This window comes from Mycobacterium sp. IDUB_1 (assembly GCF_055419625.1).
This window is the reverse complement of the sequence record NZ_JBVAYA010000001.1, coordinates 1,661,259-1,679,470: the sequence shown is the minus strand read 5'-3', so window position 1 is coordinate 1,679,470 and position 18,212 is coordinate 1,661,259. Positions and strand designations below refer to the sequence as shown.

Annotated in this window: 23 protein-coding genes; 13 read left to right on the top strand and 10 right to left on the bottom strand. The window is 64.3% G+C overall.

The genetic code is table 11. The features are described 5' to 3' along the window. Window positions 1–5: 5 nt before the first annotated feature. The 6 genes from ACZYYX_RS08625 to ACZYYX_RS08600 all read left to right on the top strand — a co-directional run bounded on the left by ACZYYX_RS08625 (window position 6) and on the right by ACZYYX_RS08600 (window position 2,305). On the top strand, window positions 6–491 hold the full coding sequence (locus ACZYYX_RS08625) for a hypothetical protein (protein WP_463814004.1): 486 nt from the start codon (window positions 6–8) through the stop codon (window positions 489–491). A gap of 192 nt (window positions 492–683) precedes the next feature. Next, entirely contained in the window at window positions 684–845 is a 162-nt protein-coding gene (locus ACZYYX_RS08620; protein WP_463814003.1) for a hypothetical protein, read from the top strand. Between the two features lie 120 nt (window positions 846–965). Continuing rightward, window positions 966–1,229: a hypothetical protein gene (locus tag ACZYYX_RS08615; protein ID WP_463814002.1), complete on the top strand. Its 264-nt coding sequence runs from the start codon at window positions 966–968 to the stop codon at window positions 1,227–1,229. Window positions 1,230–1,257: 28 nt separating this feature from the next. Then, window positions 1,258–1,674, top strand: a complete 417-nt coding sequence (locus tag ACZYYX_RS08610) for a hypothetical protein (RefSeq protein ID WP_463814001.1) — start codon at window positions 1,258–1,260, stop codon at window positions 1,672–1,674. A gap of 11 nt (window positions 1,675–1,685) precedes the next feature. Then, on the top strand, window positions 1,686–1,958 hold the full coding sequence (locus tag ACZYYX_RS08605) for a hypothetical protein (RefSeq protein WP_463814000.1): 273 nt from the start codon (window positions 1,686–1,688) through the stop codon (window positions 1,956–1,958). After that, entirely contained in the window at window positions 1,955–2,305 is a 351-nt protein-coding gene (locus ACZYYX_RS08600; protein ID WP_463813999.1) for a hypothetical protein, read from the top strand. The genes ACZYYX_RS08605 and ACZYYX_RS08600 overlap by 4 nt, the downstream gene beginning before the upstream one ends. A 195-nt stretch (window positions 2,306–2,500) precedes the next feature. Here the strand turns inward: ACZYYX_RS08600 and ACZYYX_RS08595 are convergent, their stop codons facing one another. Further along, window positions 2,501–3,682 (bottom strand): hypothetical protein, encoded by a 1,182-nt coding sequence (locus ACZYYX_RS08595; protein WP_463813998.1) that lies wholly within the window; start codon window positions 3,680–3,682, stop codon window positions 2,501–2,503. A 186-nt stretch (window positions 3,683–3,868) separates the two neighbouring features. On the opposite strand from ACZYYX_RS08595, the gene ACZYYX_RS08590 reads away from it, so the two are divergent. From ACZYYX_RS08590 to ACZYYX_RS08570, 5 genes are all read left to right on the top strand, one after another. Then, window positions 3,869–4,267, top strand: coding sequence for a DUF6188 family protein (locus ACZYYX_RS08590; protein ID WP_463813997.1), 399 nt, complete (start codon window positions 3,869–3,871; stop codon window positions 4,265–4,267). Window positions 4,268–4,394: 127 nt separating this feature from the next. Continuing rightward, window positions 4,395–4,670: a hypothetical protein gene (locus ACZYYX_RS08585; protein WP_463813996.1), complete on the top strand. Its 276-nt coding sequence runs from the start codon at window positions 4,395–4,397 to the stop codon at window positions 4,668–4,670. A gap of 4 nt (window positions 4,671–4,674) precedes the next feature. Continuing rightward, on the top strand, window positions 4,675–5,037 hold the full coding sequence (locus ACZYYX_RS08580; RefSeq protein WP_463813995.1) for a hypothetical protein: 363 nt from the start codon (window positions 4,675–4,677) through the stop codon (window positions 5,035–5,037). Further along, complete coding sequence (locus tag ACZYYX_RS08575; protein ID WP_463813994.1) at window positions 5,034–5,369, top strand: hypothetical protein; 336 nt, start codon at window positions 5,034–5,036, stop codon at window positions 5,367–5,369. The genes ACZYYX_RS08580 and ACZYYX_RS08575 overlap by 4 nt, the downstream gene beginning before the upstream one ends. 94 nt (window positions 5,370–5,463) lie before the next feature. Further along, on the top strand, window positions 5,464–5,763 hold the full coding sequence (locus ACZYYX_RS08570) for a colicin immunity domain-containing protein (protein ID WP_463813993.1): 300 nt from the start codon (window positions 5,464–5,466) through the stop codon (window positions 5,761–5,763). A gap of 84 nt (window positions 5,764–5,847) precedes the next feature. Here ACZYYX_RS08570 and ACZYYX_RS08565 read toward each other — a convergent pair whose 3' ends face one another. The 3 genes from ACZYYX_RS08565 to ACZYYX_RS08555 all read right to left on the bottom strand — a co-directional run bounded on the left by ACZYYX_RS08565 (window position 5,848) and on the right by ACZYYX_RS08555 (window position 9,119). Then, window positions 5,848–6,120 carry a hypothetical protein gene (locus tag ACZYYX_RS08565; protein ID WP_463813992.1) on the bottom strand — a complete coding sequence of 91 codons (273 nt, stop codon included), beginning with the start codon at window positions 6,118–6,120 and terminating at the stop codon, window positions 5,848–5,850. 379 nt (window positions 6,121–6,499) lie between these two features. After that, window positions 6,500–7,888, bottom strand: coding sequence for a hypothetical protein (locus ACZYYX_RS08560; RefSeq protein ID WP_463813991.1), 1,389 nt, complete (start codon window positions 7,886–7,888; stop codon window positions 6,500–6,502). Window positions 7,889–7,973: 85 nt separating this feature from the next. Continuing rightward, the gene (locus tag ACZYYX_RS08555; protein WP_463813990.1) at window positions 7,974–9,119 is read right to left on the bottom strand and encodes a serine hydrolase domain-containing protein; all 1,146 of its coding nucleotides are present in this window, start codon (window positions 9,117–9,119) and stop codon (window positions 7,974–7,976) included. Window positions 9,120–9,218: 99 nt separating this feature from the next. Here ACZYYX_RS08555 and ACZYYX_RS08550 point away from each other — a divergent pair, with 99 nt between their 5' ends. Further along, the gene (locus ACZYYX_RS08550) at window positions 9,219–10,736 is read left to right on the top strand and encodes an MFS transporter (protein WP_463813989.1); all 1,518 of its coding nucleotides are present in this window, start codon (window positions 9,219–9,221) and stop codon (window positions 10,734–10,736) included. Here the strand turns inward: ACZYYX_RS08550 and ACZYYX_RS08545 are convergent. The 6 genes from ACZYYX_RS08545 to chvE are packed head-to-tail and all read right to left on the bottom strand — an operon-like array spanning window position 10,733 to window position 16,946. Beyond that, window positions 10,733–11,797 carry a galactokinase gene (locus ACZYYX_RS08545; RefSeq protein WP_463813988.1) on the bottom strand — a complete coding sequence of 355 codons (1,065 nt, stop codon included), beginning with the start codon at window positions 11,795–11,797 and terminating at the stop codon, window positions 10,733–10,735. The genes ACZYYX_RS08550 and ACZYYX_RS08545 overlap by 4 nt on opposite strands. Then, a complete protein-coding gene (galT, locus tag ACZYYX_RS08540) occupies window positions 11,794–12,876 on the bottom strand; it encodes a galactose-1-phosphate uridylyltransferase (RefSeq protein ID WP_463813987.1) in 1,083 nt (360 codons plus the stop codon). Before galT ends, ACZYYX_RS08545 begins: the two co-directional genes overlap by 4 nt. Next, window positions 12,843–13,064 carry a hypothetical protein gene (locus tag ACZYYX_RS08535; protein WP_463813986.1) on the bottom strand — a complete coding sequence of 74 codons (222 nt, stop codon included), beginning with the start codon at window positions 13,062–13,064 and terminating at the stop codon, window positions 12,843–12,845. The genes galT and ACZYYX_RS08535 overlap by 34 nt, the downstream gene beginning before the upstream one ends. Before the next feature lies 1 nt (window position 13,065). Continuing rightward, window positions 13,066–14,298 (bottom strand): multiple monosaccharide ABC transporter permease, encoded by a 1,233-nt coding sequence (gene mmsB, locus ACZYYX_RS08530; RefSeq protein ID WP_463813985.1) that lies wholly within the window; start codon window positions 14,296–14,298, stop codon window positions 13,066–13,068. Next, a complete protein-coding gene (mmsA, locus tag ACZYYX_RS08525) occupies window positions 14,299–15,837 on the bottom strand; it encodes a multiple monosaccharide ABC transporter ATP-binding protein (protein ID WP_463813984.1) in 1,539 nt (512 codons plus the stop codon). It lies immediately after the preceding gene. Next, window positions 15,837–16,946: a multiple monosaccharide ABC transporter substrate-binding protein gene (chvE, locus tag ACZYYX_RS08520; RefSeq protein ID WP_463813983.1), complete on the bottom strand. Its 1,110-nt coding sequence runs from the start codon at window positions 16,944–16,946 to the stop codon at window positions 15,837–15,839. Before chvE ends, mmsA begins: the two co-directional genes overlap by 1 nt. 274 nt (window positions 16,947–17,220) lie before the next feature. Between chvE and ACZYYX_RS08515 the strand changes: the two genes are divergently transcribed. Further along, the gene (locus tag ACZYYX_RS08515; RefSeq protein WP_463813982.1) at window positions 17,221–18,210 is read left to right on the top strand and encodes an ABC transporter substrate-binding protein; all 990 of its coding nucleotides are present in this window, start codon (window positions 17,221–17,223) and stop codon (window positions 18,208–18,210) included. Window positions 18,211–18,212: the final 2 nt, after the last annotated feature.

The following is an 18,212-nucleotide window of genomic DNA, read 5'->3' as shown; positions in this document are numbered from 1 at the left end:
TAGCTATGCGCGACTTTTCGCGATTACGTACCAATTGGCTCAGATGGACGGCGTGGGCAGGGATGTGGAAACCATCGGTCATCATCGAGGACGGTAAACAAGACGCCGTCTTCAAGTCCGATGATCAGACGTATCACCTGAGGCGCGACGGTGGCTGGTGGGTGATCGACGTGACCAATGACCGAAGAAGGTTTTATCCCGCAGTAGCGAAGTTCTCGAACTTTGATCTGGCGGAAAAGTACTTGATATGGAACTGGGCAACACTTATACGAAGCAATCTCGCGTCGGGGCCCTTGGGGACCAATCTTTACAAGAGGGGCTATGCGCCGTCAATCGAGGTCAGCGAGATACGCGAAGGCTTCGTGGAGATCCGGGGCAGCGAAGGAGCGGCGGCGCTATCAGCCGCCAGTGCAACGATCTTCAGCCACTTGATGGCGACGCCGGTTGAGGAAATCGAAAGGCTGGTCAACGGCGGCATGCAATCGGCCTAGGTTGCGGGACAAAATAAGACGATATCGCAAGAGTAAGCCAGGCAGAAATGGGACAATCACCGCGATCAGTCCGCAAGAGCACTGAGTGACATGCAATTTTCGAAAACCCACTTCGCACAAAACGGCCGCTATTGGCTCGGTCGAGAAGAGGTCTCGCGACGACCTTTTCTCGGTATCCCAGTCTCCAACAGCGTGATCGACTACATCGAGTACTACTGGTTGACCGAGGATCAGTACGACGAGTTCATCGTCAATGACGATGACGCCGCAATTTTCGCCGAGGCCTGCCGTCGGCGGGAGCACGACGATGTCATCGTTTTCGCACCTGGCTCCGATCGCGGGGCCGCTCGTTGAGCGACTACGCGCTCGCCCAACAGTTCCGGTCGTCATGAAATGGTGCAAGGTCCTTACCGCTACGAGTCGTAGGCTTGACTCGGACAGTCGGCTCGATCCGTCCGCTTGAGGGGTGTGCCTGTGGTCTACGTTGACTCGTACTTTTCCGCGCAGGATCGGTACTCCCTCGGCATCGAAGATGAGTCCGGCACGGCATACCTCTCGATTCCTGTGAGCAGCGGAGTCGTCGACTATGAGGAGTACTACGAACTCGCCGCCGATGAGTATCGCGCGTTATTGCAGAACCGCTTCGTCGCAGCTGAATTCGCAGAGTCGAGCCGAAATCGCGACCAAGACGATCGACTGATCGAGCGGCCGGGATGGAATCGGGGAACGCCAGTATGAGTCGAGCACCGGTCGTCATAGTATGTCGATGACAAGCGGCTTCCTTGACGATGTCGAGGCAATCGTCGGGCCTGTGTTGGCGGTTCGCGGCTTCGTTCTCGACCAGATCGACGATAACCCCGACAGCGGCGGCCGCGAGCGCCACATCGTCTTTTACCGCTTGCCCGACTGCAGGATTCAGATCTACCGGTCATCCAGGGAGGGCGAAACGAACGTCATGATCGCGACGTCCGACGCTCCTCATCAGTTCGGCGTGAACAGCCCCGACTGGCAATTCCTGACAGCGTTCACCGAACGACCCGCCGGATCTCTCGAGGACATCGCCGAGAGGGCGAGGCAGGAGTACGAAGCCTATGCCGACCCACTCGTGTGGGTCCGCGACCGCATCGTGCGATGCTTCGACACGGCGCGCGTCGGGATTCTTGCTATTCATGGCGACGATTGAGGTTCCGATCGATGAGTGAGAGCTGCTTCTCGGAGACGTACTTCTCGATCGACCATCGCTTCTCGCTCGGCGACGATCTCCAAACGGGCGATCGCTATCTCGCCATACCTGTCGGCAACGCCCCGGTCGACTGCAACGAGTACTACCGACTTAGCGCCGAACAAGTCCGCACGTTTGTGACTGACCTCGCGTTGTGTCTCGCATTCGTCGAGGCCTGCCACCGCCGGGAGCACGACGATCTCTTCCTCTACCCGCCCGGCGAACGCCGGGGGACGCCGACGTGATGACTCCCCGCGAAAGTCTGCTACTCCATGGCCTTTACGACTGGGTGGCGCTTGACCAGGTGCATCGGTGTGTCGCCCTGTCCATGGTTGGATCTTCGACGTCGCGGGTCCAAGACGCCGTGTTGGGGCTCATCCGCGAGTTGGTCGCGGACGGCCTTTTCGAGGTCGGCGATGTCACAGCCGAGCGGGGTTTCGCTGCATGGCCCGATCCGATTGATGACGCGATCGCCAAAATTGAGCGCTACTACGTCGAGGCATCTGAGGACGTCAACGTATGGCCGTGGTGTTGCTGGCTCAACCTCACCTCACACGGGGAGCGTGTCGCGCGTCAGCTACCGCAGAACTGAGTAGCGAACGAAGCTGCGACGGCGGGAATTCGTCGTCGCACTCACCCACGGCTGGTTCGCGATCAGCGGTCCTATAAAGCGAAAAGCCCTGGCTCGCAGGAGTAGTGCCTCATCCTCCCGGGTTCGCGCACGTTGTTCACATAACCAGAGCGGATAGACGCGCTCGTGCAGACCCAGCGAGACGCTTTGACGGCGTCAACCGCTGCGCGCTTGCTCGCAGGCATCGTCGTCGTCGTCGAAGTAACCCCACTTTATCGCCTCCGCGATGACCTCTCGGCGGAAGCGGGGCGCGTGACGGTCGACAGCCGCCAGAGCCTCGACGGTGAGGCCCTCGCGTATTCCACTTCGCGCGTGGGCGAAGGGGATGTAGGCCCGCAGCAGGTCGGGAGTGCTCAGCGCGATCTCCAGAATCGAGTAGTCGTCGAAGTACGAAGACCCATCGAGCGCTTCTGCGATGCGGGCCGCGCTCCACCGCAGCGGATCGCCGTTACCCGAATCCAGGAGGTTCTCCATCTGCACACAGCGCGACCAACCGTCGAATGCCTTCCCAGCGGGCGATGCGAAGAACTCCCTCTGCAGTTCGAGCAGCTCCGCGCTGTCCCAGTCCGGTGGCGCGTAGCCGGACCCGCCGTCGGGCATGCAACTGACGAGCCACTCGACCAGGGGCCTGCACTGCGGCCACGATTCCGTCTCTCGCGGGAACGGGGACCCCTTCAAGCCTTGAAGCATCCACTCCTTCGCGTCGGCCACTGTCATCTCTATGAGGTCCACGTCCGGATCGCCGTCCACTTGGATGCTGTCGAGGAGATCCGCGACCGGCCCGTACCCGACTTCGGCGGTGTCGATCATCGACATCGTGCTGTGGCTGATCTGAGCGACGCAGGCCACCTCGTGACCGCTCGGAAAGCGTGCGCCAATCACCAGCTCGTCAAAGTCGCCGAGGACGTGAGCGAAGCGCACGGCTCGGTAGACCGCGACTCGCCGAAGTTCGCTGATCCACTTCGGAATGTGGTGGCGTCGGCGGGTGACTTCCTGGCTGCACACTGTCTGAGCGGCTGGGTCGTCGTCGAGAAACTCTGCGAGAGCTGCCAGCAGTGCGGTGGACTCCTGCGTTTCCAGCGCAGTGAAGTTCTCGATCAGCCGCTCGCGGTCGAGGGCTCGACTAGATCTCAAGCGCGCGAACGGATCCGGCTTTGAGGACTGGACCAGGTAGGCGACGATCGCGAGCAGGCCCAGTGGATGCTTCTTGGCAAGAGCCTCGCTGATCAGATTGCCGGCCATCCTGTCGTGCTCGTCCAATTTTAGGTCCGTCCGGTGCCGCCGCCGCGCATCCCGGCGCGCTTGCTTCATCTTGCGTCGCTGACGTCCGTCGTTCATGGTCCGCACGGTACGACTGAGGTGTGACAACCGATACGACGCGGGCGTCGAAGCCAGGCCCCGGTGCCACCCGGCGGAAAAATTGGCGTCAAGCCCCCCCGGCATCAACCTCTATCGTCAAGAAAGTGTCGCTTCGGGGAAGGTCATGGAACAGCTGAATAAATCGCTTCCGAAAGGCTGCCGGCCATGGTGGGTCTAGGACTGAACGGCAAGACGCTGCTGTCTGTGCTGATTGAGAACTCTGTAGTTATGCAGCTGTCGGACGAGCATTTCGCACTGATCGCGTCGCCCCTTGTCCTCACTCGCAACAACGAAGTGTTCGCGTTGACGCCGGACCAAGACCCGCAGGAGGCCTTCCTGTCGATTCGCCAGCTGGTGGGGCTGGACGTCGTTGAATCAACAGCCGACGATTCCGGTGCGCTGAAGATCGCTTTCGAAGATGGCAGCCTGATTCAGGTATCGGCCGATGACGCATACGAAGCGTGGAACGTATCGGGGCCTAACGGCGCGCTTGTCGTCTCAATGCCTGGCGGCGAACTCGCCATCTGGAGTGCACAGACCGATCCGGATGGCGCGTCACAATGAGGAACGCCCGCAGGCAGCATGACGGGTGGGCGTCATTAGAAGGGAACGGTTGGCGAGCCCGCCACCTAGAACGTACACGTCAAAGTGGATGTCCGAGAATAGAATCGGTGTGCGGAAGGGCGGCTCGATGGATGCAAGCTTGAGTTCCGTGCGAGATCAGGAAAAGCGGATTCTTCGTGACGTTCTCAGTCGCCGTGATCCAGCACTCTTCGAAAGACTGGCGCGAACTGAAACTGTCTCGTCCAGCGATGCAGAGCTGATCGTCTCGATCCTGTCCGAGGAATTCATCGACAATCTCGACGACAACTGGGAACCTACGGCGCATGGCATCGCGATCAGCGATCTCCTACAGCGTGTCAATGCAGCGAGGTTGAACGGGACGGGATGCGGCGAGACAAGGTGACGTCGTGACTGAGCGTCCGGAGTGGCGCGCGCTGAACGCCGAGGAGCGTGCGATTATCCGCGCAATCGTCGGCACGACAGGGAATTTCGACGAAGCGGCTCTGGAGGCCGAACTGGCTGGTGCATTGATTTCGGGCGGTTCGACATGGGTTTTCGACGTTCGGGCGCGGAAATCCAAGGCGGTATTCGATTGCCCGGACGGACCGTTTCCAGCGCGGGCATTCGTTCCGAACAACGTCGACTATCGAGGCGAGGTCGTCATCTGGATCACCGGCGGTCATCTGTCCGGCTTGGAGTATGTATGGGTGACGGACCAACCCCCGAACCGGTGGCCACTACCCGAAGAATTGGAGGTGCACCCAGCGTGATCGACTACGAGCAGTTTCCCGGTCTCGCGGGGTTCTATCTCGAAGACAGTTATGTCTTGGCGATCGCCGATGCGCCGTCACAGCTGGCGTTCACTCTCGATGCAGTCCTGACTCCGGGCCACCCCGCTTATCTCCGGCCCATTGTCGGTGAGCACCATTGTGATCGGTCAGCCGAGCCGACCTTCACCAAAGTCGCCACGATCGACTGGCTTCACCGTTCCAACATGGCCTATACAGACGCTACCGGTGCACGCGATTTTGGCAATATTGACATACTTGAGATCGACGGTTATTCCGTTGTCGTAGAGGGTGACTGGGTCGTGTCAGATTGAGAGGGCTGGAGGGCGAGAGCATTCCGCAACCCCGGGCGTTCCTACTGCAAGCACCAACGCCGTGAGCGCACATGATGCAGCGAGGAGCTTCCTGATGACGTCAGACGAACGGGCTCTACCCGAAATAGACCCATACATCGATCTCTTGAATCGCTTGTTGGCCCGCTCCACCAATGCGCCCGATTTCCAGCTGACCTTTCTCAGGATGGTGAAGAGCGAGCGGCGAGTTCTCGGCGAACCCGTCTTCCCCATACTGCAAAAGTTGTTCGAGGACGCCGATGCCTACGTCGCCGACCCGCGGCTGAGGGCAGGGCCGGAAGACCTCGATGACGATGGACTCATCTCATGCGCTGCACGCGCGAGGACGGCATTGCGGGACCTCGGCTATACCTGAAGATGTCATGAAGTCACCAAGCTGTGGAACACCAGGCCCCGTCGCGGGTTGGGAACTCGGGCCACTGCCTTTGAGGCGGCGGGCTTACGCCTCACCCAAACTGGGCCGATAATGATCCGCGTCGGTCTCGGCAGCCATCAAGGCCGACAACTCGCCTTCCTGTTGGGCGACGAAGACACCGATCACCTGGCGGCACACCTCCGGCACCGTGACTCCCTGCCTGTCAGCAATGCGTTTCAGCCCGACGAGCATGGAGGTCGTCACGTGAAACTGCACCGCGTACTGACCACACGAACCGTCTTCAGGCGCCGGCCCCGGACCCACGACCACCGGACCATCGACGCCGAACTCGTCCACGTCAGCGGCTCGGACCCTCTGAACACCGCCACTACTGGCGTCGTCGGCTGGGTCCCGAACTTCTTCATGACTGAACAACCCCACTTCGACCACGCTAGACCTTCCAGAGCTTTCTCGGCGCTCAAGCGAGCGGCGCCGCCTGCGGGCAACCGGGGCCGGCGAAGCGGCGCTGCAGTCGCCCAGACTTCACGGCCAGCGCTCAGTCGTGCTAGAAGTCGCTTTTGGCACCTAGCCACAATCAGAGCGCCACTACATCGCTGCTTCTGACTCCGTATGAGGCAACCGCTGGACTCTTGCCGCCCTCGTACTCATGCCCGCCTCGCCACCTCCAAGGTTGCCACTCCTCGATGCCGGTCGATTGCGATCTTGACCAACGTTCCTAGCTGGGCGCAGTGAGCAAACTCAATTCCGCTGCGTTGGCATCCAGTTCAACAAGGTGCCGATCGATTCGCCAGATCCGGTCCACCGACCCCGCCCGCCTCGGTATCGCCCACAATCGTCGGCACGAATGAAGGTCGTACGCCTTCGCGAGGATGGCAGCGTCGGGGTTCGCGACCGCGAACACCAGCGTCGATCCGTCAGTGCCCAGAAGGTTCTGCATCGGGTAGTCGCAGACCGGACCCTCGGCGCCATCTTTGAGGTCGTACTGCTGCCACTGCGGAAAAGCTTGACTTTTGGCCAGATTGACCAACAGCGTTGTTCCGACGAGCTGCGTCACGCCGGCGGGAACTTCGATTAGCTTCTTTCCCTGTGCGGAGTGCACGGCATTCACGTCATCTGACTCCCTCGTGGTGACCGGCAGATCAGCCGGGTCCTCCTTGAGAGAGGTCTCCGCGCTCTCGCCGACACGTCTGCCACTCTCGTCGAAAAAGTAGATGTCGCCGGGCGTTCCGTCAGCATCAGAGATCTTGCTCGCGAATCCACCTGTGTAGAAGTATGTTTCAACAAGCGATGCACCCTCGTCGATCTCGGGTTCGACCACCTGACCGTCGGCTACAGAGAAAACGGTCTGCGAAAACTTCCTGGGGTTCGCGTCTCCCTGCGCCGTGAGAATTTGAGATCGTGCGGCCGGACGCTCCACCGGCTCGATTGCGAGCGATCCGTTTCCGGGCACGAACCACGTCGTCTCGGCACGCGGACCGATGCCGAACACACCTTGGTCTTGCGTCGTCGCCACCGCATACATTCCGACTTGCTCAACAGCCAGCTGGCCGAACCCTAGCCGCAGGTCGGTCGGACCGACGTACTTCACGGCACCGGAGCGGCCGTCGATCACACGTGCGGTCACTGACGGTAGTCCATCCAGACATAGAATGTCGTTCGGCCCGTTGAGAAAACACTGGGGGTCCCGCGCGGCGACACTCAGCGGCACCGCACGGAACAGTGGCCGGCCGTCGTGCACGTCTATTCCCACAAGCCACCATTGCGGCGCCTCTGGTGCACCACTGCTTGCCAAAAAGTAGGCACGGGAATCGATGCTGCCGATCAACGGCCGTGGCCCGCGCGGATCATTGCTGACCGCGATGTGGCTGTCACCGGTGTCGGGCAACCCGAGATCGCTTACGGTCGTGCGCCATCCGGGAACCGGTTGCTCGCGCATGGACGACGCCAGCATCGGCTGCGGTGGCGGCTGCCAGGATGCCCGCGCGGCGCTCAGCCGGAGGTCAGGGACCCACCGCATGACGGCCACGACCCCTGTCACCACCACGATCGACAGCACTGCTGCGCCGATCAGGAGACCCCGACGCCAACTCACGCGAGCAGCCACGCACGACACCCCCTCGTCGTCGAGCCTAAGGCGGCATCAACAGGTGTCAGTGCACGAGTTGCCTCGTCATGCGCCGGCACCGCGTTCAGCCCCCAGCCAGCTCCGCATACACCGCAGCCTCGAACCCGAGGATCGTGTGCACCACGGTGTCGTCGAAGAACGGCAGCACCTGTGTCGCGATCACCGCGCCGACGCCGGCCTTGCGGTCGATCCAGAAGAAGCTGTTGAACAGACCCGACCAGTCCGCCGAGCCGGCACTGCGCATCCCGGGCAGGTCGACCTGATACAGGTGGAACCCGAGGCCCCACCCCTGCGGCACAGGTAGCAACTCGACCGGCTTGGTCAGCTCCGGGATCGCCGGCTCCATCTTCTTCGGCAGCGGCGCCCCGTCGAGGTGATCCTGCAGCGCCAACTCCACGGTCTCCGCTTTCAAGACGCGCTGCCCGTCGAGCTCGCCGCCGTTCAGCCAGGCGCGCACGAACCGTCCGTAGTCGGCGACCGTCCCGTAGGACCCGTGCCCGGCCGCGTCCCATTCCGGGTTGGCCGGTAGGTCCATCTCGGTCTCCACTAGGCTGCCGTCGGGCGCGCGGAAGCGGATCGGCAGCAGTCGCGCGCGCTGCTCGTCGCTCAGCTCGAACGTCGAGTCCGTCATGCCCAGCGGGCCGTACACATGCTCAGCGATGTAGTCGGAGAGCGTCTGCCCGCTGACGGCCTCGACGGTCAGCCCGAGCCAATCGGTGTTGACGCCGTACTCCCAGACCGTGCCCGGATCGCGGACCAGCGGAGCGCTCAGGCTCTTCTTGACCCCCTCGAGCGGGTTCGGGAAGTTCTGCTCGGTGCAGTACGCGAACAGCTTCTCGTTGAGGAAGTGGTAGCCGCAGCCGGCGGTGTGCGTCATCAGCTGCCGCACTGTCGCCTGCGTCTTCGGTGCCCGCAAGACGGGCTCACCACCCTCGATGCCGTCGAGCACCTGGAGCTCACCGAACTCCGGCAGGATCGACGCAACAGGCGTGTCGAGACCGATCCGCCCCTGCTCGACGAGCTGCAACGCGGCCGTGGTCGCGACCGCCTTCGTCATCGACGCATTACGAAACATCGAGTCCGGCTTGGCATCTCCTGAAGCGCCCTGGTACAGGACACCGTCGCGGCCGACCACGGTGGCGGCGACGCCGTGCAACGCCCCTTCCGCGGTCACGCTGTTCAGCAGGTCGTCGATGCGCTCAAAACCCATATCAAGCTCCTTTGCCTACGGGTGGTCCGTCCCAAATCATGGCAGGCCGGGTGCGTCATTGAGACTGCTCGGCGCGGTCCCACGCCATAACATCACCGCGTGCAACCCGAAACAGCCACCGAGCAGCGCACCGTCTCCGGCGTCGCCGCCGTGATGACCGTGCTCGCGATGGGCCTCGGCTACGCGATCTCCATTGGCGACCCCACCACCCTGTCGGCCAACCTGCAGGTCGTCTCCGCGGGGCTCGGCATTACGGGCAGCACCGCCACCTTCATCGCCAGCCTCGCCACCCTGACCATGGCCGCCGCGGTGCTCTCCGCCGGAGCCCTCGGCGACCTCTACGGCATGCGCCGCCTCTACATGGTCGGCCTCGCCGGCGCCGCCGCCTTCAGCCTGCTCGCCGCCGCCGCCCCCGTCGCCGCCGTGCTCATCATCGCCCGCGCCGGCGTCGGCATCGCCCTGGCCTTCCTCATCGGCCTCTCCCTCGCCCTCACCAACGCCGTCTTCTCCCCCGAACGCCGCGCCGCCGCCATCGCCGCCTACTTCGGCGTCGGCTACGCCGTCTCCACCCCACTCCCCGCACTCGGCGGCACACTGGCACACGCCATCGGTTGGCGCGCAACCTTTTTCCTCGTCCCCGTCATCGCCCTCATCGGTCTGCTCATCACCTGGCGCTACGTCCCCGACACACTCCGCAGTAGCCGCCGCCTCGACATCCCCGGCATGGCGCTGTTCGCCGTCGCGCTCCTCGCGTTCATCTACGGCATGTCCCGCATCGAAACCGGCATCGACGCCGTCGGCCTCACCTGCATCGCCGCCGGCCTCGCTGCCGGTGTCGCGTTCGTGGTCCGCGAACGCACCACCGACCATCCCGCCCTCGACATGCGCGTCTTCCGGTCCAGCCGCTTCAACGCCGCCGTCGCCGCCGGTGTGGTGTTCAACATCGTGCTCGGCGGCTCGATGATCCTGCTGGCTTTCTACCTCGTCACGATCCGCAAGGAGTCTCACGAACTCTTCGGCTACCTGCTGATGCCCGCCACCGCGATGGCCGCCCTCGCCGCGCTCTCCGCCGGACCTGTCGCCAACAAGTTCGGCGCCCGCACCGTCATGGTCACCGGCCTGGTGCTGATGCTCGGCGGGCTGGTGGTGCTGCACAGCTACACCCTCGACACCACCCGCGTGACCGTGTTCATCACCGCGGCACTGATGGTCATCGGCGGCGCGCTGGTCACCACCCCGCAGGCCATGATCATGATGAACAGCGCCCCGGCTGATCTCGGAGGCGCGGTGTCCGCCGTCAAGAGCGCCGTCAATGAAGGCGGATACTCGCTCGGCCCAGCGCTTTTCGCCCTCGTCGGGATCAACCTGTTCCTCACCGACAGCGCCCACGACCTGTCGAAGGACGGCGTCGACCGCGCCGAGACTCGCGAAGCCCTGCTGACCACCCACGGCGGCCACAACGGTGCCGCGATGGTCAACCCCGAGCAAGCACGCCTGATCGTCGATCAGGCGCCCTACAACGCGATCGACGCCATCCACACGCTCAGCCTGATCATGGCGGCCGGGCCGATCATCGCGATCATCCTGGCGCTCTGGCTGATCAAGCCCACCCGCTAAGCCGGCCCCGCGCCCGCCGCCGTCGGCTCGATCGTCGGCGCCGGATATCCGCCCGACTGCATCGCCTCCCGCACTGCGGCATTCACCGCGTCCACGGACTCGACAGGCGCCAGCGCGATCACGCAGCCGCCGAACCCGCCGCCCGTCATCCTCGCCCCCAGTGCACCCGCCGACACGGCGGTAGACGCGATCAGGTCGAGATGCGGTGTGGTGATCTCGAAGTCGTCCCGCATCGAGCGGTGGGACTCGGTGAACAGGGTGCCGACGCGACGGAAGTCGTTCGCCGCCAACGCCTCCACCGTGTCCAGGACCCGCTGGTTCTCGGTGACGATGTGCCGGGCCCGCCGTTGATCCTCACCCGAGAGCGCAGACACAGAAGTGACCTCCCGCAGCGACGGGACACCCAGCGCTGCGGCGGCCCGCTCACACGACGCACGTCGCGCCGCGTACTCGCCGCCGGCGTGCTGATGCCGCGCCTGCGAATCGATCAGCAGCAGCCGGACGCCGTGGGCGTCGGGATCGAACGGGACCGGCGTGACGGTGAGGTCGCGGAAGTCGATCAGCTGCGCGCTCCGCGGCTGCGCGTAGAGGATCGCCAATTGGTCGAGCAGACCCGTCGGCGCACCGACATACTCGTTCTCGCCGCGCTGCGCGATACGTGCCTGCTCCACCCGATCGACCGTCAGATCCGCACCCCAGAGCAGGGCGCCCAGGACCGCGCATTCCAGCGCCGCCGACGACGCCAGGCCCGAGCCGATCTGCACCCCGCCGCTGATCGCCAGCGTCCCACCCGGCACAGCATGGCCGGCTTCTCGAAGCGACCACACCACCCCGGCCACATACGCCGCCCAGCCGGTCACGTCCCCGGGAGATGTGTCGAGCCCGACGCGCACCACGTCCGGCTCCCGGTCGGTGCCCACCACCAGCTCGCCGCTGCCAGCCGGCTCGTAGTCGACGACGGTGCGGCCGGGCAGCGCGATCGGCAACGCGAAACCCGCGTTGTAGTCGGTGTGTTCACCGATCAGGTTGATCCGGCCCGGCGCCGAGAAGCGAATACTCACAAGCCACGCAACCTCTCGGCCAACGTTTCGGGCACGACGTCGTTGATGAACGCATCCATCACCGACTCCGACGACGCGAGGAACTTCAGCTTGTCGGCGGTCCGTCGCGTAGAAATGATCTCGACGTGGAAGCAGCCCTCCCCCTCGGGGAACTGGTGCAGCCCCGCCATGTACGGCAGCGGTGCGTCGTACATCCGGTCCAGCCGCTGCAGAACCTCCTGATAGACAGCACTGAACGCGTCCAACTCCACCGCGTCGAGATCGAGCAGGCTGTTCACGAACCGGTGAGGGTAGATGTGCACCTCCACCGGCCACCGGGCCGCGAACGGAACGAACGCCGTGAACATGCTGTTGCGCAACACAACCCGACGCCCATCGTCCACCTCCCGCCCCACCATGTCTGTGAACAGATTGCTGCCCTGCTGTTCTCGATACGACGATGCCTGCCGCAACATCTGCTCCGTCCGCGGCGTCAGGAACGGATACCCGTAGATCTGCCCGTGCGGGTGGGTCAGCGTCACGCCGATCTCTTCACCGCGGTTCTCGAAGCAGAACACCTGCGCGATACCCGGCCTGCCGAGCAGATCACAGGTCCGGTGCCGCCACGCCTCGACGACCAGGCGGGCCTGCGCGGGATCGAGTGAGGCGAAGGAGCTGTCGTGATCGCTGGAGAAGCAGATCACCTCGCACCGGCCGCGGCTCGGCACCTGCTCGAACGAGGAGGACGCCGTCAGCACATCGCCCGAACCTGCCAGGCTGGCGAATCGATTCTCGAAGACAACGACGTCGTAGTCCGGTGCCGGGATCTCACTGGTCAGTCCGGACGGTCCGGGGCAGAGCGGGCACTCGCCGCGGGGTGGGAGGTAGGTACGGTCCTGGCGGGCCGGTGCGACGATCACCCATTGCCCGGTTGTCTGATCGAACCTCAACTCCGACAGCGACTCTGAGCGGGGAGGCAGTGGCCGCTGGTCTGGAACTGGTGCGGGCGACCGGCCGGGAAGAGTGAAGAAGAGGAGATCGCGTCCGTCGGCGAGGGTCCATGCCGTCACTGCGTTGGCGAGCGACGGATTCTCAACCACGGTTGACGCAACTCCTCTTCCCGACGCTCAGCGGCGGCGTCCAGGATCTGATGGTAACGCGCGACGAGTTGCTCCCGAGACAGCCCGAACTCGGGCAGGACCTCGTCGGCAGGCGGGCCGCCGTAGGGAGCCCAGCTCCGCATGAACGTGACGATGTCGTGCTCGAAGCGATCCGCGATGCCGGGCATGTCAGGCCCCGCCCTTCTTCTTGTTGTAGATGTCGAAGCCGACGGCAGCCAGCAGCACCAGGCCCTTGATCACCTGCTGCACGTCACTGCCGATACCGATGAGCGACATCCCGTTGTTGAGGACGCCGAGCACGAAACCGCCGATGATCGCGCCGAACACGGTGCCGACACCGCCGCTGGCCGACGCGCCACCGATGAACGCCGCGGCGATCGCCTCCAGCTCCATGCCGATACCCGCTTGCGGTGTCGCGGAATTCAGGCGAGCGGCGAACAGCAGTCCGGCGAGCGCCGAGAGCAGACCCATGTTGACGAACACCAGGAACGTGACCCGCTTGGTCTTGACTCCCGAGAGCCGCGCCGCCGCCTCGTTGCCGCCGACCGCATAGACCTGCCGGCCGACGACCGTGCCGCGCATGATGAACGCGTAGACCACGAAGGCCAGGGCCAGGATGATGCCGACCACCGGGACGCCGCGGTAGCTCGCCAGCACCAGCGTGAACGCCGCGAGTGCCGCGACGATGGCCGCGCACTTGGCGATGAACCAGCCCAACGGCAGCACGCTGAACCCGTACTGGCTCTGGGCGCGTCGCTGCCGCACCTGCTGCCACACCGCGGCCAGCATCACAAACACGCCGAGAATGACGGTCGGCCAGTGGTAGACGGCGTTCACGCCGAGCTCGGGCAGGAACCCGCTACTGACCTGACCGAAGGTGCGCGGGAACGGCGCGATCGACTGTCCTTCGAGCAGATACTGTGTGGCGCCGCGGAAAACGAGCATGCCCGCCAGCGTGACGATGAACGATGGGATGCCGACGTAGGCGATCCAGAAGCCCTGCCACGCCCCGATCAGCGCACCCAGAAGAAGGCAGAGCGCGACCGCGACCGGCCAGGGCATGTCGTTGCGGATCATCAGCACCGCCGACATCGCCCCGATGAACCCGGCGATCGAGCCCACCGACAGGTCGATGTGGCCGGAGATGATCACGATGACCATCCCGATCGCCAGGATCAGGATGTAGCCGTTCTGCTGGACGATGTTGGTGACGTTGAGCGGCTTGAGCAGGATGCCGTCGGTCCACACCTGGAACAGGATGACGATCAGGGCGAGCGCGACGACCATACCGTACTGGCGGAAGTTGCCCTGCAGCAATGCTTTCACGCGGGACACCGGGGAGTCCGCGGGCGGCGGAGCCGGGGCGCTGGGCGGCGTCGACACCGTCGGGGTGGTGGTCATCTATCCTCGTCCCTTCATCATGTAGCGCATCAGCGTCTCCTGGGACGCGTCGGCCCGGGCCACCTCACCGGTGAGCCGGCCCTCGTTGAGTGTGTAGATGCGGTCGCACAGGCCGATCAGCTCCGGCAGCTCCGAGGAGATCACGATCACCGCTTTCCCCTGCGCTGCCAGCGAATTGATGATCGTGTAGATCTCGTACTTGGCGCCGACGTCGATACCGCGGGTGGGTTCGTCGAGGATCAGCACGTCGGGATCGGCGAAGATCCACTTGCTCAGCACGACTTTCTGCTGATTGCCGCCCGACAGGTTCCCGGTGACGGCCTTCACCGACGGCGCCTTGATCCGCATGTCCGTGCGGAACCGCTCGGCGACCTTGGTCTCCTCGTGCTCGTTGATGACCGACTGCCTGCTCACCTTCGGTAGCGACGCCAGGGTGATGCTGCGCGCGATGTCGTCCATCAGGTTCAGGCCGAAGTGCTTGCGGTCCTCGGTCGCGTAGGCGATGCCGTGGCCGATGGCCTCGGGCACGGTGCGGGTGCGAATCTCTTTGCCGTCCTTGAACACCGTGCCGCCGGCCTTCTTGCCGTAGCTGCGGCCGAACACGCTCATCGCCAACTCGGTGCGCCCGGCGCCCATCAACCCGGCCAGCCCCACCACCTCGCCACGGCGCACGTTCAGCGAGACGCTGTCGACGACCTTGCGCTGCTGATCGAGCGGGTGATAGACCGTCCAGTCCTCGATGGCGAACGTCACGTCACCGATTTCGTGGGCGGTGCGTTCCGGGAACCGGTCGACCAGCGGCCGACCCACCATGCCGCGGATGATGTGTTCCTCGGTGAGATCCGGTCCCACGTCGAGCGTCTCGATGGTGCGTCCGTCGCGCAGCACGGTGATGCGGTCGGCGACGCGCGTCACCTCGTTGAGCTTGTGCGAGATGATGATGCACGTCAGCCCCTGGCGGCGCAGCTCCATGATCAGGTCGAGCAGGTTGCGGCTGTCCTCGTCGTTCAACGCGGCGGTCGGCTCGTCCAGGATCAGCAGCTTCACTTTCTTCGACAGCGCCTTGGCGATCTCCACGAGCTGCTGCTTGCCCACCCCGATGTCGGAGATCCGGGTGCCCGGGCTCTCCCCCAACCCCACGCGGTCGAGGAGCTGCTGGGCGTGGGTGGTGGTCTCGTGCCAGCTGATCACCCCGGCCGAGGCGTGCTCGTTGCCCAGGAAAATGTTCTCGGCGATGGAGAGCACCGGCACCAGCGCCAGCTCCTGGTGGATGATGCCGATGCCGCGCCGCTCGCTGGACCGGATGTCTTTGAAATCACCTGGTGCACCGTCGAAGACGATCTCCCCCTCGTAGCTGCCATGCGGATAGATCCCGCTGAGCACCTTCATCAGGGTGGACTTGCCGGCTCCGTTCTCCCCGCAGATCGCGTGGATTTCACCCTTGTGCACCGTGAGGTTCACGTCGCGCAACGCGGTCACGGCGCCGAAGCGCTTCGTGATGTCCCGCATCTCGAGCAGTGCGGTGTCCTCGCCGCCCATCAGGCCAGCTGCGCGGACGTGTAGTAGCCCGAGTCGACCAGCACCTTCTGGTAATTGGACTTGTCCACGCTCACCGGCTGCAGCAGGTACGACGGGACCACCTTCACCCCGTTGTCGTAGGTGGTGGTGTCGTTGACCTCGGGCTTGCCGCCGGTCAGCAGTGAATCAGCCATCTGGACAGCGGCTTTCGCGAGTTCACGGGTGTCCTTGAACACCGTCTGGGTCTGCTCGCCGGCGATGATCGACTTGACCGACGCGAGTTCGGCGTCTTGGCCGGTGACGATCGGCAGCGGGTTGGCCGGGGTGCCGTAGCCGGCGCTCTTCAGCGCGGAGATGATGCCCAGCGACATTCCGTCGTACGGCGAGAGCACCGCGTCGACGCGACCGCTGGTGTAGGACCGGCTGAGCAGGTTGTCCATCCGGGACTGGGCGAGCCCGCCGTCCCAGCGCAGCGTCGCGACCTGGTCGAAGGACGTCTGCCCGCTGCGCACTACCAGCTTGCCGCTGTCGAGGTAGGGCTGCAGCACGCTCATCGCGCCCTTGAAGAAGAACGTCGCGTTGTTGTCGTCGGGCGATCCGGCGAACAGCTCGATGTTGAACGGGCCCTTGCCCTGTGCCACACCGAGCTTGTCGACGATGTACTGTGCCTGCAGCACACCGACTTTGAAGTTGTCGAACGTCGCGTAGTAGTCGACGTTGGCCGAGCCGCGGATCAGCCGGTCGTAGCTGACCACCGGGATCTTGGCATCGGCGGCCCGCTGCAGGATGTCGGTCAGCGAGGAGCCGTCGATCGGCGCGACAACCAGCACCTTGACGCCCTTGGTGATCATGTTCTCGATCTGCGAGACCTGGTTCTGCACCACGTCGTCGCCGTACTGGAGATCGGTCTCGTAGCCCAGCGCCTGGAACTGCTTGGCCATGTTGTCGCCGTCGGCGACCCACCGCTCCGACGATTTGGTCGGCATCGCGATGCCGATGGTGCCGCTGCGATCGCCGCCGCCACCACCGCCGCCGGTGGCCTCGGGGCCGGTCGAGCGGCCACAGCCGGCGCTCGCCAGCGAGGCCGTCAGGGCCAGCGCGGCCGCGATTCGAAGAAAGCTCTTACGCATGGATTCCTCCGGTTGGTTCTGCCACGCATCGCTGGTCCGTCGGGCGGAGTGCCATCACGATGTGAGCGCTAACATCGAGCATCTTGTGACGCGGCTCACGCCCCTGTCAAGGGGGGCGGCGGAGAAATGTTAGCGCTAACAAAATCGTTGACAGCTCTTCGATGTGAGCGTTAACATCTGCGAAGTGTAACGCCGGTCACATTCTCGCCGGCACCGCAGGTCCCCGCCAAACGAGGCCTTGACCTGGCCCTATGGCATTCCGAAGGAGTCTGAAGTGAACAGAATCTTCTCTGCGATGCTCGCCGTCGCAACGGCGGGCGTGCTCGCGGCTTGCGGCAGCGGACCCGCCCCCGGAAACGCACCGGGAGGTGGCGCCGGCGGCGACGGCCAGATCACGATGGGCTTCTCTCAGGTCGGCGCGGAAAGCGGATGGCGCACCGCGAACACGACCTCGATCCAGGACGCGGCCAAGGCCGCCGATGTGAACCTGAAGTTCTCCGACGCCAACGGCAAGCAGGAGAATCAGATCTCGGCCATCCGGTCGTTCATCCAGCAGCGCGTCAACGTGATCGCGTTCAGCCCGGTGGTGCGCACCGGCTGGGACGCGGTGCTGCTGGAGGCCAAGAACGCCGGCATCCCGGTGATCCTCACCGACCGCGCCGTCGACACCCAGGAGAAGGACGTCTACAAGACGTTCCTAGGCGCCGACTTCGTCCAGGAGGGTCAGTGGGCCGGCGAGTGGGTGGTCAAGGAGTTCGCCAACGCCGCCGGACCCGTGAACATCGTCCAGCTGGAAGGCACCACCGGCTCCGATCCCGCGCTGGAACGCAGCACCGGGTTCAGCAAGGCCATCGCCGCCAACCCCAACCTAAGCGTGATCGCCTCGCAGACAGGCGATTTCACCCGCTCGGGCGGCAAGCAGGTGATGGAGGCATTCCTCAAGGCCAACCCGAAGATCGACCTCGTCTTCGCCCAGAACGACGACATGGCCCTCGGCGCGATCGAAGCCATCGAAGCGGCCGGCAAGAAGCCCGGCCAGGACATCAAGATCGTCGCGATCGACGCCACCCACGACGGCATGCAGGCGCTGGCCGACGGGAAGATGAACTTCATCGTCGAGTGCAACCCGCTGCTCGGACCGCAACTGATGGACCTGGCCAAGAAAGTCGTTGCCGGCGAATCGGTTCCGGCTCGCGTCGTCACCCCCGACCAGACCTTCGACCAGCAGCAGGCCAAGGCGGTCCTGCCCGAGCGCAAGTACTGACC

Bases quoted from the DNA above. Each gene is read 5' to 3' on its own strand.
- ACZYYX_RS08535 (WP_463813986.1), bottom strand. From the start codon at position 13,064: ATGCCCGGCATCGCGGATCGCTTCGAGCACGACATCGTCACGTTCATG.
- ACZYYX_RS08605 (WP_463814000.1), top strand. From the start codon at position 1,686: ATGAGTGAGAGCTGCTTCTCGGAGACGTACTTCTCGATCGACCATCGC.
- mmsA (WP_463813984.1), bottom strand. From the start codon at position 15,837: ATGGGCGGCGAGGACACCGCACTGCTCGAGATGCGGGACATCACGAAG.
- ACZYYX_RS08610 (WP_463814001.1), top strand. From the start codon at position 1,258: ATGACAAGCGGCTTCCTTGACGATGTCGAGGCAATCGTCGGGCCTGTG.
- chvE (WP_463813983.1), bottom strand. From the start codon at position 16,946: ATGCGTAAGAGCTTTCTTCGAATCGCGGCCGCGCTGGCCCTGACGGCC.
- ACZYYX_RS08570 (WP_463813993.1), top strand. From the start codon at position 5,464: ATGACGTCAGACGAACGGGCTCTACCCGAAATAGACCCATACATCGAT.
- ACZYYX_RS08590 (WP_463813997.1), top strand. From the start codon at position 3,869: ATGGTGGGTCTAGGACTGAACGGCAAGACGCTGCTGTCTGTGCTGATT.
- ACZYYX_RS08585 (WP_463813996.1), top strand. From the start codon at position 4,395: ATGGATGCAAGCTTGAGTTCCGTGCGAGATCAGGAAAAGCGGATTCTT.
- ACZYYX_RS08555 (WP_463813990.1), bottom strand. From the start codon at position 9,119: ATGGGTTTTGAGCGCATCGACGACCTGCTGAACAGCGTGACCGCGGAA.
- ACZYYX_RS08595 (WP_463813998.1), bottom strand. From the start codon at position 3,682: ATGAACGACGGACGTCAGCGACGCAAGATGAAGCAAGCGCGCCGGGAT.
- ACZYYX_RS08625 (WP_463814004.1), top strand. From the start codon at position 6: ATGCGCGACTTTTCGCGATTACGTACCAATTGGCTCAGATGGACGGCG.
- mmsB (WP_463813985.1), bottom strand. From the start codon at position 14,298: ATGACCACCACCCCGACGGTGTCGACGCCGCCCAGCGCCCCGGCTCCG.